Genomic DNA, 12,095 nt, shown 5'->3' with positions numbered 1-12,095 from the left:
CGTGACACGACGAACCGACTGGGCGGACCACACCGCCCCCGAAAGCCGCACCGGCCCTGCCGGGCGGGGCCACGGGGACGGTGTGGATCAGGACGGCACAGGCCGGGACGGCGGCCGACAGGACGGCGAGGGCCAGAGCCGTGGGCGCCGTCGGCGGCGCGGCGGCTTCGACGGCCACCAGGACAGCGGTTCCCCTTCCTCGTCGAGGGCCGAGAAGGGGGAGCCGCCGACGGGGGATCCGGCTGAGCGGGCGCGGGCGATCTGTCTGCGCCTGCTCACCGGTACGCCACGCACGCGCAAGCAGCTCGCCGACGCGTTGCGCAAGCGGGACATCCCCGACGACGTGGCGGAAGAAGTGCTCTCCCGCTTCGAAGAGGTCGGTCTGATCAACGACAGCGCCTTCGCGGACGCCTGGGTGGAGTCCAGGCACCACGGCCGGGGACTGGCCCGCCGTGCGCTCGCGCGGGAGCTGCGCACCAAGGGCGTGGAGTCCACGCTGATCGACGAGGCCGTGGGGCAGCTCGACTCGGAGCAGGAGGAGGCGACCGCGCGCGAGCTGGTCGCCCGCAAGCTGCGCTCCACGCGAGGCCTCGACCGGGACAAGCGCCTGCGCCGCCTCGCGGGCATGCTCGCCCGCAAGGGATACGGGGAGGGCATGGCGCTCAGAGTGGTGCGGCAGGCCCTGGAGGAAGAGGGCGAGGACACCGAGGACTTGGGGTACGAGGCGTTCTGATCGGGCCGCTCCCACGGGGGTGGGGCGGCAGCCGGAGCGATACGCACCCCGACCCGCGCTCCGCAGGGTGGGGCTTACCCCCCTGCGGAGACGCCGGGACACCGCAGTGCACAGCGACCTGTGCACAGACGACTGTGTACGCATGGCACAGGAACCCGGCACGACCGACGCGGCGCGGCCCGACGATCCACCCCGGGCCGACGTCCAGCCCCTGGCTGACCCCCGACCCCAGACCGGGTCCCCGGCCCCGCAGGAACTGAGCGACCTGCGCGTCCTCAAGGCGCTCGCACAGCCGAGGCGGCAGCAGATGCTGCAGCACCTCACTGTGCACGGCCCGGCGACCTCCGCGACGCTCGCCCGAGCCCTGGGCCTCAACACCGGGGCGACCAGCTACCACCTGCGCGAGCTCGCCCGCTACGGCTTCGTCGAGGAGACGCCCGGCTCGGGACACGGCCGTGAGCGCTGGTGGCGGGCTGTCCCGGGCGACCGGCGCTTTCCGCCGCGCAGCCGGCAGAGCCCCGAGACGCGACGCGTCATGGACGAGCTCAACCACCTCTCGTACGCCGCCGACCTGGAACTCTTCGCGCAACTGCAACGGGAGCGGAGCCAGGAACAACAGCGGTCGCACGGCGCCGAACCCGACGAGTGGGCCGACGCCCTGCCCTACTCGCGAGGCACGATCCGGCTGACCCTCCCCGAACTCCACGAGTTCTTCGAGGAGTACATCGCGCTGCTCAATCGCTACAAGCGACCCGACACGGACACTCCGGCCGACGCCCACACCGTCCTCACGCGCTTCCTGGCCTTCCCCGCGCCGACGGCCTCCTCCGACCACCGAAAAGAGACCGAGTCGTCATGATGCTGCGTTACGCACTGCAGACGGTCAGGGACCGCAAAGGCGGATTCCTGGGCGCCTTCCTCGCGCTGATGTGTGCCGCAGCCCTCATCACGGCCTGCGGCACCCTCCTGGAGACGGGCCTGCGCGGCACGATCAAGACCGAGCGCTACGCCGCGGCCCCCGTGATCGTCTCCGCGGACCAGAACGTCCACCGGACCACGGTCAAGCACAAGAAGGGCAAGACCAAGGTCAAGCACAAGGCGAAACCGATCGCCGAAAGAGCCTGGCTGCAGGCCGACGACATCGGGGACAGACTCGAGAAGGCCCCGGGCGTCGGTGGCATCGTGCCCGAACTCACGTTCCTCGCGGCGCCCTTGTTGCCTGACGGAGCGAGTGGGTCCGGTACACCCTCGTACGGGCACGCCTGGGAGTCCGCCGCTCTCACTCCGTTCCACCTCGTCGACGGCACGGCCCCGCGCACCGCCCACGATCTCGTCATCGACCGCGGCCTCGCCGAACGCGCGGGCCTGAAGCCCGGCGACCGTCTCACCGTCCAGTCGACGCAGAGTCCGCGTGACTACCGCATCACCGGCGTCGCCGCGCCCGAGAACGGCGATCTGGCCCACCAGACCTCGCTCTTCTTCTCCTCCGAAGAGGCCGAGCGGCTCGCCGCACACCCCGGGAAGGTCACCGCCTTCGGTGTCGTACCGGCCGAGGGCACCACCGTCGCCGAACTGGAGAAGGCGGTCGAACGCGCCGTCGACGGGACGACGGCGCAGGTCGGCGTGGGCAACGACCGAGGAGCCGTGGAGTTCCTCGACGCGGCGGGAGCGCGCGTCAAACTCGTCAGCATGGGCGGAGCCATGGGCGGCACCTCCCTTCTCGTCGCCGTCCTCGTGGTCGTCGGCACCTTCGCCCTCTCGGTCCAGCAACGCCACCGCGAACTCGCCCTGCTGCGGGCGGTCGCCGCGACACCGAAGCAGATCCGCAGGCTCCTCGGCCGCGAGGCGCTGATCGTCGGAGCCGCCGCCGGGGTCGCCGGAGCGCTCGCCGGCCTTCCGCTCGGCGGCTGGCTGCACGGACGGTTCGTGGCAACCGGAGCCGTGCCCGCCACCCTCGAACGGGCCGTCAGCGTCTTCCCGCCCCTGGTCGCCGTGGGCGCCACCCTGCTGGGCGCCTGGGCCGCCGCCCGCATCGCGGGGCGCAGAATCGCCGGAATCCGCCCGGCCCAGGCCCTCGCCGAAGCGCGGGTCGAGCGCCGCGGACCCGCCTGGAGCCGCATCGCCGCAGGCCTCGTGCTTCTCGCCGGAGGCGTTGTCCTGGTCGCCGTGTTGAGCATGCTGCGCACCGAGGCGGCGTCGACCCCCGTGACGTTCCTGACAGTGGTGGTCTTCGCCTGCGCCATCGCGCTCCTGGGACCGCTCGTCGTCCGGGCGGCCGCTGCCCTTATGCGGGGCCCGCTGCGGCTGAGCGGCCCCGGCGGCAGGCTCGCCCACGCCAATCTGCGAGGCAACGCGGCCCGGATGGCCGCCGTCGTCACTCCGCTCGCCCTCCTCACCGGCATGACCTGCACCGTCCTCTTCGTCCAGCCCACCCTCGACGACGCCGCGCGTGTCCAGGCCCGCGAAGGCATCCGCGCGGACTGGGTACTGGCCGCACAAGGGCCGGGCGTCCCGGCGGAGGCCGCACGGAAGCTGCGTACGACCGAAGGCGTCGAAGCCGCAACCGAGGTCGTCCGCACGACGGTGCGCGTCGGGCTCGACAAGTACCCCGCGCAGGGCGTCACCCCCGAAGGCCTCACCCGGACCTGGGACCCGGACGTCACCGCCGGCTCGCTCAAGGACTTCGGCAAGGGCACCGTGGCCGTCAGCGAACTCGCCGCGGACCAACTCGGCCTGCGACCGGGCAGCACGCTCAAGCTCACCCTGGGAGACGGCACGAAGAAGGAGCTCACCGTCCGCGCCGTGTACGCACGCGGTCTCGGGTTCGGCGATCTGACCATGGCGCACGACCTGGTCACCCGCCACGTGGACAACCCGCTCGCCGCCACAGTCCTCGTCAAGAGCGACCGTACGCAGGAACAACTCGCGGCAGGCGTCGAGAAGTTCCCGGGGGTACGCGTTCTCACCCCCGCCGCCGTGGACAGTCTCCAGGCCGAGAGCCGGCAGGCCAACGCGGAGGTGAACCTCCTGGCGATGGGTCTCGTCCTGGCCTTCACCGCCATAGCCGTCGTCAACACCCTCGCGATGTCCGTATCCGAGCGCATGCGGGAGTTCGCGATGCTGCGTCTCGCGGGTGCCACACGCCGCCAGGTCCTGCGGATGCTGCGCGCCGAGGCACTGTCGGTCCTGTTCATCGGCGCCGCGCTGGGAAGCGGCGTGGCGTTCGCCGTCCTGACGGCGTTCAGTGTGGGGATGACCGGCAGAGCGGCACCGACGGTCGTCCCTCTGATGTACGTCTCCGTGGTCGCCGTCGCCGGACTGCTCGCCCTGGCCGCGACCGCCCTGCCGGGCCGCGCCGCCCTACGGCCGCTGCCGGTCACGGTGGCGACCGCCAAGGAGTAGTGGTCGAGGAGGAGCGCGTAAGGAGTAGCGCGTAAGGAGCGGTACGCAATGGTGGGCGCCCCTTACCTACGGGGGCGCCCACACACGCGTACTCACCTTTCGGCAGCCACCACCGGCAGGCCCGCCGCCCGCCACGCCTGGAAGCCGCCGACGAGATCGGTGGCGTGACGCAGGCCCAACTGCCGCAAGGAGACGGCCGCGAGGCTGGACGCGTACCCCTCGTTGCAGACCACGACGACGTGCAGGTCGTGACCGGTGGCCTCAGGAGCGCGATGACTGCCCTGGGGGTCGAGGCGCCACTCCAGCTCGTTGCGTTCGACGACGAGCGCTCCGGGGATCAGCCCGTCTCGCTCCCGCAGCGCCGCGTACCGGATGTCGACCAGCAGCCCTCCGCTCGCAGCGGTCTTGTGTGCCTCCTCCGGAGAAAGCCGGTGCAGGTCGAGCCGCAGGCGTTCCAGCAACTCGTCGATTCCGACCGGCTGGTCATCCGTGTTCTCTCGATCACTCACTGCCAGTCCTCCGGGCGCTCCACGGACTCCAGGCGGAGCACGTCACCGGTACGGCTGTAGCGACGGATCCGTGGCAGCGGCGGGTAGTAGGCGTGCACGGAGACAGCGTGCTCGGTCGTGGACTCGTTCAGCACCTCGTGCACGTGATTACGGCCGAATGCGCGGCCCTCGCCGGCCGTCAACTCCCGCTCGCGGTCGACGTCTTCAGAGAGCTCCAGGGTCTTCCACCCGTCGGTGGGCAGGCGCGCGGCGAGCGAGTTCTCCCTCAGGGTGCCCGCCGCGGTGAGAAAGGCGCCGACCGACTCCGCGTGGTCGTGCCACCCGGTCCCGGTGCCGGGCGGCCAGCCGATCAGCCAGGCCTCGCTGCCGCCCGGTCCCTGCAGACGGACCCAGGTGCGGCCCTCGGGGTCGAGCGGCAGGGAGGCGATGAGCTCGGCGTCGGCCGCGGTGCGGCGGACGAAGGCGAGGAGTTCGGCGGCGGTGGGCGCCGCGGAACGCGCCGAAGAGGGCGCGGAGGTCGAAGAGGGCGCGGTGGAGGAAGGGGCAACAGACACGGATACCGTCCTGGAGATTCGCGGAAGGCGCGCGAGACAGCCCGGGGACCCGGGGCTCAGCGCGCGAGGGAAAATGCGACTTCAGCAGGACGGGTGACACACGCAGCCTGCGTAGCGGACGAGGTCCATGTGGACCCTCCGCCACAGGCGAACATCGGTGTCTGTCACGATCCGGAGTAGACCACGGGGGTGTAAACCGGTCAACCCCGGCTCAGCATGCGAGCGGGCCGGTCCCAGCGGTCGGTCAGCCGCGGGGCCCGGCCCCATGGTCGTCCCCGCTCACCCCGGGGGCCGCGTGGCCCCCGCCGCGCTCTCCGCCTTGCCCGCCCGGCCCGCGTCTCCCGGCCGGCCCATCTCACCCGTCCGACCCGGCGACTTCGCTCCGTCCCCGTGTTCCGTCGGTGACGGAATGCCCAGTGCGGCTTCGGCCGCCGCGTACAGCTCGGCGGGGCGCACTCCGGAGAGTGCGGTCACCAGGTGGCCGTCGGGTCGTACGAGGAGGACCGAGTGGGCGGCGGCGCCGGGGTAGCTCTCCGCGACGAGCAGCTCGGCGGGGTGCGGCAGTGCCGTGACGGCCGCGGCGAGCCGTGGCATGATCCCGGCCTTCACCCAGTGCCGCCGCTCCCACACGACCGTACCCGGCGCGACGAGGACGACGATCAGGTGCCCGAGACCGAGCCGGTCCCGCAGCCGCACGAACGAACCGTCCGGTGCCGTCACCCGCACATCGGCGACCGGCGCTCCGGGCTCCGTGCCGACCACCGTGACGGACTCGGACGGAGCGGCCGCCAGCGGCGAATCGGCGTACGACGAGGGAGCGCCGAGCGGCCCGCGCCCCACATGGCCGTCCGTGAGGAGCGTGTCGTGCCCGCGCGCGGATCCGGGCACGTACGAGCGCAGGCCCTTGCCGCCGCGCAGAGCGGGCAGCGACTGATCGGCGGCGCGCAGCCGCGCGGCCACGCCGGCCCGCCGCTCGACCTGATAACTGTCGAGCAGGGATTCGCTCGCGCCGTGGTGCCAGGAGAGCGCCAGCTTCCAGGCGAGATTGTCGGCGTCCCGCAGCCCTTCGTCGAGCCCCTGGGTGCCGAGCGCGCCGAGCAGGTGCGCGGCGTCCCCGGCGAGGAAGGCGCGGCCGACCCGCCACCGGCGTGCGAGCCTGTGGTGGACGGTGTGCACACCCGTGTCGAGCAGTTCGTACGGCGGGGTGGAGCCTCCGCACCAGCCCGCGAGGGTCTCCCGGATGCGCACCACGAGGGCGTCGGGCGTCACCAGCTCGCCGCGTGGCGGAAGCAGCCAGTCGAGCCGCCACACCCCTTCGGCGAGGGGACGGCCGGTCACCTCGGCGCCCCCGTGGCGCCACGGGGGCATCCGGTGCAACAACGCCTGACCCGGCCACGGAAGTTCCGTGCGCAGCGCGGCCACGGCGTGTCGCTCCACGGCAGTGCGGCCCGGGAAGCGGACGTCGAGGAGTTTGCGCACGGTGGAGCGGGAGCCGTCGCAGCCCACCAGATAACTGCCCCGCCACCACGTGCCTTTGGGCCCGCGCGTGTGCGCGGTCAGCCCACCGGCGTCCTGCTCCAGGGAGTCGAGCTTGTTGTCCACCACTACTTTGACGAGCCGCTCTTCGGCGATGGCCTCGCGAAAGGCGCCGGTCAGAGCGTGTTGGGGAAGGTGCAGTGGGGCGGGGGTCTCTTCGTCGAAGTCGAGTTCCCGCATCAGCTGCTTGCGCCGTACGGAGCGCCATCCGGTCCATCGTGCGCCGGACTCCGCTTCACCGAACGGGCGACCCGCGAGCCGTTCCACGAACGCCGCCGTGTCCTCCCGGAGCACGACGGTCCGCGCGAGCCGCTGTTCGTCCTTGCCGGGGCCCTCGTCGAGGACGACGGTGGGCACCGAGTGGCGCGCGAGCGCGAGGGCGAGCGCCAGTCCGACGGGGCCCGCGCCGACGACGATCACCGGGTCCACGGCGCACACCCTCCGGCCCGGCGGGCTCCGAGGGTCCGGACTGCCCGGAAGCGCTGGACGTACGTACAGAAACTGGCAGTTGGAGCCCGGTGCACGATCACAGAACGTATGCAACCCACTGCTTGTGCCTGCGTCAAGCGACGGCGGCAGCGGCGCGACCACTACCGCCACTGCCCCTTCCCATGTCACATCGGGCGGGGCGGCACCTTCGGCTTGCGCACCGTCAGGTCTTGACGGTGATGGGGAAGCCGGCCTTTGGTCACTCCAATTGTCGACACCCATTTGAGCCACGGCGAGCAGCAGTCCCAGGCGACGCTGAAGTTCGGCTCATGATCAAACGAATTAAAGGGAGGAGGGGCGGCCTACAGGCCACCCCTCCTCCCTCCGTTTCTTCTTAACCGGTGCTTGACGTGCCCTCAGTTCCCTTTCCCGGGCGTGTCCTCGGGACCGTCGGGTTCCGCCGATGCGCCCTTGGGGCCCGCCGGGGCAGTGTCGGCCGGCTGAGGGGCGTTACCCGTGGGGCCGAGCGGTTCGGACGGGTCGAGAACCCCCGGGGCCTCGGCCGGTTCGGCGGCCGCCGCCACGGCGATGCCCGTCTTGGCGCGACGCCCACGCTTCTCGACCCACGTGGCGAGGGCGGAGAGCGCCATACACATCGCCACATAGATCGTGCCGACAACCATGATCACCGGTACGTAGATGTACTGCCCGTTGACGAGCGTGGTGTTGGCCAGCTGCCGGGCGGCGTAGAGCAGTTCCGCGTACGTGATGATGTAGCCGAGCGAGGTGTCCTTCAGCGTCACCACCAGCTGGCTGATGATCGTGGGCAGCATGGACCTGACGGCCTGCGGCAGCAGCAGCATCGTCATCACCTGGGACTTGCGTAGCCCCAGCGCGTAGGCCGCCTCCACCTGGCCGCGTGGCACGGCGTTGAAGCCGGCCCGCAACACTTCTGCCTGCACCGCACTGTTGTAGATGGCCAGGCCGATGACCAAGGCCCAGAAGCCGTTGTTCGTCCCGACGGCACCGAGGTCGCTCTTGTAGGTGAGGAAGAGCACCCACAGGGCGTAGATGGTGATCAGCAGCGGGATGGCACGGAACAACTCGATGAACCCGGTGGCCAGCCAGCGGACCGGGCGGTGGTCCGACGCGCGGGCGACCGCGAGCACCGCACCGAGCACCAGGGACAGCACACCGGCGAGCGCGAAGACCTGCAGTGTGGTGACGATGCCGTCGCGGATGGTGGTCCGCACGTTGGAGTAGTTGAAGGTGTTCCACACTTCGGAGTCGAAGTGTCCCCGGTCGGCGAGACGCATGATCACGAAGGCGATGAGGCCGATGATGGCGGCCGTGCCGACGACGGAGTAGATGCGGTTGCGCATCCGGGCCCTGGGGCCCGGGGCGTCGTACAGGACGCTGGAGCTCATCGTGCGACCTCCAGGCTCCGCTCGAGCAGCCGGAACAGACCGCTGATGGTGAAAGTGATCAGGAGGTAGCCGAGCGCCACCCAGAGGAAGAGCCAGGCGATGGCGAAGCCCTGGTCGCTGAGGAACTTCTGCCAGCCGAACAGCTCCGTGACGCTGAACGCGCCCGCGATGGCGGAGTTCTTAGTCAACGCGATGAAGATGCTGCTCAGCGGCGGCAGCACGCTGCGCACCGCCTGCGGCAGGACGATCGTGCCGAGGGTCTGGAAGAACGTCATGCCGAGCGAACGGGCGGCTTCCGCCTGGCCGAGGGGAACGGTGTTGATACCGGACCTGACGGCCTCGCAGACGAACGACGAGGTGTAGACGCTGAGCACGATCAGCGCCTTGGTCCACGGGTCGAAGCCGAAGTCGAAGACCTGCGGCACCGCGAACCAGATAGTGAGGAAGAGCAGCGTCAGCGGTGTGTTCCGGAACAGGGTGACCCAAGCGGCGCCGAAGAACCGCAGCGGCGGTACCGGCGACACCCGGAACCCGGCGAGCGCGACGCCGAGGAACAGCGCGAGCACGCCGCTGGCCACGGTCAGCCAGACAGTGCCTATGAATCCCTCGCGGAATTCCGCCAAATGGTCGAGCAGTACATTCACGGGGATGTCCTCGTGGGCGGCAGTGGTCGGGCAGGGGAAGCCGACTCCCGTACGCACCGAGGCGGTGCGTACGGGGAACCGGTCAACTCACTGCCGGGGGGTGGGGCGGGCGGTCGGCGCGCGTCAGTAGCGCTCGAGAGCCGGCGGCTCGTTGAACTCGGAACCCGAGAGGCCGAGCGTCGCGTCGTACGCCTTCTTGTAGTCGCCGTTCTTCTGGTGCGCCTCGACCGCGTCGGCGACCGCGTCACGCAGAGCCTTGTCGCCCTTGCTCATGCCGATGCCGTACGGCTCCTTGGTGAACGGCTTGCCGACCACCCTCAGAGCCTTCGGCTGCTGGGCTGCGTAACCCTTGAGGATGGCGTCGTCAGTGGTGACGGCGTCAACCTCCTTGTTGATGAGCTGCTGCACGCACTCCGAGTACTTGGCCAGCTCGACGGTCTTGGCGCCGTACTTCGACTTCTTGATCTCCTGAAGCGGAGTCGAGCCGACGATGGAGCAGACCTTCTTGCCCTTGACCGAGTCCGGACCGGTGACGCTCTTGTCATCCTCGCGGACGAGCAGGTCCGCGCCAGCCATGAAGTACGGACCGGCGAAGCCGACCTGCTTCTTGCGCTCGTCGTTGATCGTGTACGTGCCTACGTACAGGTCGACGTCACCCTTGGAGATGGTGGTCTCACGCACGCCGGAGTCGATCGTCTTGAACTCGATCTGGTCGGGCTTGAAGCCGAGGTCGGCCGCGACCATCTTGGCAATCTCGATGTCGAAGCCGGAGCGCTTGCCGCCGCTGTCCTTGAAGCCAAGGTACGGCTGGTCGTCCTTGGCGCCGATGACGATCTTGCCGGCCTTCTGGGCCTTCTTCAGGACGTCCGAGTCGATCTTCACGTCCGACTTCACGTCGTACGTGGGCAGCTTGGGCGCGTTCTTCCCGCCCGTCGGGTCCTTCGGCTTGTCGCCGGCCGTCCCCTCCTCGCCGCCGCACGCGGTGGCGGTCAGTGCGAGAGCGGCGACGACGGCGGCTGCGGCAGCGGACTTACGGAGCTTCATGGAGAACATCCTTTGTTTCGACTGGAGTTGAGACGGCGTGGGAGCCTCAGTGTTTAAGGATCTTCGACAGGAAGTCCTTGGCCCGGTCGCTGCGCGGGTTGTTGAAGAACTGGTCCGGCACGGCCTCTTCGACGATCCGGCCGTCGGCCATGAAGACGACGCGGTTGGCCGCCGAGCGGGCGAAGCCCATCTCGTGGGTGACGACGACCATCGTCATCCCCTCCCGGGCGAGCTGCTGCATCACCTCGAGGACCTCGTTGATCATCTCCGGGTCGAGCGCCGATGTCGGCTCGTCGAAGAGCATCACCTTGGGGTCCATCGCCAACGCGCGCGCGATGGCCACGCGTTGCTGCTGTCCACCGGAGAGCTGCGCGGGGTACTTGTCGGCCTGGGAGGCGACGCCCACGCGGTCCAGCAGGCCGCGCGCCTTCGTCTCCGCCTCCGCCTTGCCGATCTTGCGCACCTTGGTCTGGCCCAGTGTCACGTTCTCGAGCACGGTCTTGTGCGCGAACAGGTTGAACGACTGGAAGACCATGCCCACGTCCGCGCGGAGCCGGGCGAGCTCCTTGCCCTCCTGGGGCAGCGGCTTGCCGTCGATCGAGATGTCTCCCGAATCGATCGTCTCCAGGCGGTTGATGGCGCGGCACAGGGTCGACTTGCCGGACCCGGAGGGGCCGATCACCACGACGACCTCACCACGGGCAATGGTCAGGTCGATGTCCTGGAGGACGTGCAGAGCGCCGAAGTGCTTGTTGACGTTCTTCAGCACGACAAGGTCGTCCGCCCCGGGCGGTATGGCGTCCTTGGTCACCGATACTTCGGTCACGGCTTGTTGCTCCATCCTCCTCGGTTGGGAGGACAGTAATAACCCAGTGCGACCAGCGTCATTACATCTGAGGGGAAATTGAGCATAACGATCCGGCCGCAACCGGACACACCGTGTGAAGAGGGTCCACGGAGTGCGTACCGGGTGGGTAACGGAACGTGCTGACGACCTGAACCCCCTTGACGCGGTCCTTATCCATCGGCGTGGATGCCTTGGTGCGCTCGCGCGAGCACTGGCCATGCCTACCGGCCACGACGGAACGACGGATGAACTGGAGGGGGCCCCTGTGAGACTGCTTCTCGTCGAGGATGACGATCATGTGGCCGCCGCCCTGTCCGCGGTCCTGGCCCGGCACGGTTTCGACGTCGTGCACGCCCGCAGTGGCGAAGAGGCGCTACAGGCCCTGCTGCCCGCGGAAACGCCCCCCTTCGGAGTGGTGCTTCTCGACCTGGGGTTGCCCGATCAGGACGGCTACGAGGTGTGCGGCAAGATCCGCAAGCGCGGCTCGACGCCAGTGATCATGGTGACGGCCCGCTCGGACGTACGCTCCCGGATCCACGGCCTCAACCTCGGGGCCGATGACTACGTAGTGAAGCCGTACGACACCGGGGAGCTCATCGCCCGTATCCACGCGGTCATCCGGAGGCCCGCCCCCGGCGGCGCCTCGGCCCCCGGCGACAGCGATCTGCGCCTCGGCCCCGTGCGTATCGAACTGCCCACCCGACAGGTCAGCGTGGAGGGTTCGGTTGTCCAACTGACCCGCAAGGAGTTCGACTTGCTGGCCCTCCTCGCCCAGCGGCCAGGAGTGGTGTTCCGCCGGGAGCAGATCATCAGCGAGGTGTGGCGCACCAGTTGGGAAGGGACGGGCCGCACCCTGGAGGTGCACGTCGCGTCCCTGCGCTCCAAGCTGCACATGCCGGCCCTGATCGAGACCGTGCGCGGCGTCGGCTACCGCCTCGTCGCTCCGGCCGCGTAGCCAAGAGCGAGGACA

At 69.8% G+C, this 12,095-nt stretch carries 12 protein-coding genes; 4 read left to right on the top strand and 8 right to left on the bottom strand.

Annotated elements, in window-relative coordinates; all coding sequences use genetic code 11:
* Position 1: 1 nt before the first annotated feature.
* From recX to AB0N81_RS27970, 3 genes are all read left to right on the top strand, one after another.
* Positions 2–733 (top strand): recombination regulator RecX, encoded by a 732-nt coding sequence (gene recX / locus AB0N81_RS27980; protein WP_365362988.1) that lies wholly within the window; start codon positions 2–4, stop codon positions 731–733.
* Between the two features lie 142 nt (positions 734–875).
* Positions 876–1,592, top strand: a complete 717-nt coding sequence (locus tag AB0N81_RS27975) for a helix-turn-helix domain-containing protein (protein ID WP_365362986.1) — start codon at positions 876–878, stop codon at positions 1,590–1,592.
* Complete coding sequence (locus tag AB0N81_RS27970; protein WP_365362984.1) at positions 1,589–4,135, top strand: FtsX-like permease family protein; 2,547 nt, start codon at positions 1,589–1,591, stop codon at positions 4,133–4,135. Before AB0N81_RS27975 ends, AB0N81_RS27970 begins: the two co-directional genes overlap by 4 nt.
* A gap of 92 nt (positions 4,136–4,227) precedes the next feature.
* Here AB0N81_RS27970 and AB0N81_RS27965 read toward each other — a convergent pair whose 3' ends face one another.
* From AB0N81_RS27965 to AB0N81_RS27930, 8 genes are all read right to left on the bottom strand, one after another.
* A complete protein-coding gene (locus tag AB0N81_RS27965) occupies positions 4,228–4,644 on the bottom strand; it encodes a rhodanese-like domain-containing protein (RefSeq protein WP_365362982.1) in 417 nt (138 codons plus the stop codon).
* Complete coding sequence (locus AB0N81_RS27960; protein ID WP_365362980.1) at positions 4,641–5,198, bottom strand: cysteine dioxygenase; 558 nt, start codon at positions 5,196–5,198, stop codon at positions 4,641–4,643. The genes AB0N81_RS27965 and AB0N81_RS27960 overlap by 4 nt, the downstream gene beginning before the upstream one ends.
* An 81-nt stretch (positions 5,199–5,279) precedes the next feature.
* On the bottom strand, positions 5,280–5,465 hold the full coding sequence (locus tag AB0N81_RS27955; protein WP_365362978.1) for a putative leader peptide: 186 nt from the start codon (positions 5,463–5,465) through the stop codon (positions 5,280–5,282).
* A gap of 12 nt (positions 5,466–5,477) precedes the next feature.
* Positions 5,478–7,163 carry an FAD-dependent monooxygenase gene (locus tag AB0N81_RS27950; protein ID WP_365362976.1) on the bottom strand — a complete coding sequence of 562 codons (1,686 nt, stop codon included), beginning with the start codon at positions 7,161–7,163 and terminating at the stop codon, positions 5,478–5,480.
* 416 nt (positions 7,164–7,579) lie between these two features.
* Positions 7,580–8,590, bottom strand: coding sequence for an amino acid ABC transporter permease (locus tag AB0N81_RS27945; RefSeq protein WP_365362974.1), 1,011 nt, complete (start codon positions 8,588–8,590; stop codon positions 7,580–7,582).
* Positions 8,587–9,234, bottom strand: a complete 648-nt coding sequence (locus tag AB0N81_RS27940) for an amino acid ABC transporter permease (RefSeq protein ID WP_365362972.1) — start codon at positions 9,232–9,234, stop codon at positions 8,587–8,589. Before AB0N81_RS27940 ends, AB0N81_RS27945 begins: the two co-directional genes overlap by 4 nt.
* 123 nt (positions 9,235–9,357) lie before the next feature.
* Positions 9,358–10,278, bottom strand: a complete 921-nt coding sequence (locus AB0N81_RS27935; protein WP_365362970.1) for a glutamate ABC transporter substrate-binding protein — start codon at positions 10,276–10,278, stop codon at positions 9,358–9,360.
* 46 nt (positions 10,279–10,324) lie between these two features.
* A complete protein-coding gene (locus tag AB0N81_RS27930; protein ID WP_365362968.1) occupies positions 10,325–11,104 on the bottom strand; it encodes an amino acid ABC transporter ATP-binding protein in 780 nt (259 codons plus the stop codon).
* A gap of 286 nt (positions 11,105–11,390) precedes the next feature.
* On the opposite strand from AB0N81_RS27930, the gene AB0N81_RS27925 reads away from it, so the two are divergent.
* A complete protein-coding gene (locus tag AB0N81_RS27925; protein WP_365362966.1) occupies positions 11,391–12,080 on the top strand; it encodes a response regulator transcription factor in 690 nt (229 codons plus the stop codon).
* Positions 12,081–12,095: the final 15 nt, after the last annotated feature.

It is taken from the genome of Streptomyces sp. NPDC093510, from assembly GCF_040683555.1.
Classification (GTDB): domain Bacteria; phylum Actinomycetota; class Actinomycetes; order Streptomycetales; family Streptomycetaceae; genus Streptomyces.
Note: the sequence above shows the minus strand (reverse complement) of the source record. Positions and strands in the feature narration are given on the sequence as shown.

What these genes read in the sequence shown, in the direction of transcription:
- AB0N81_RS27975 (WP_365362986.1), top strand. Translation starts at nt 876, where the DNA reads ATGGCACAGGAACCCGGCACGACCGACGCGGCGCGGCCCGACGATCCA.
- AB0N81_RS27970 (WP_365362984.1), top strand. Translation starts at nt 1,589, where the DNA reads ATGATGCTGCGTTACGCACTGCAGACGGTCAGGGACCGCAAAGGCGGA.
- AB0N81_RS27955 (WP_365362978.1), bottom strand. Translation starts at nt 5,465, where the DNA reads ATGGGGCCGGGCCCCGCGGCTGACCGACCGCTGGGACCGGCCCGCTCG.
- AB0N81_RS27945 (WP_365362974.1), bottom strand. Translation starts at nt 8,590, where the DNA reads ATGAGCTCCAGCGTCCTGTACGACGCCCCGGGCCCCAGGGCCCGGATG.
- AB0N81_RS27935 (WP_365362970.1), bottom strand. Translation starts at nt 10,278, where the DNA reads ATGAAGCTCCGTAAGTCCGCTGCCGCAGCCGCCGTCGTCGCCGCTCTC.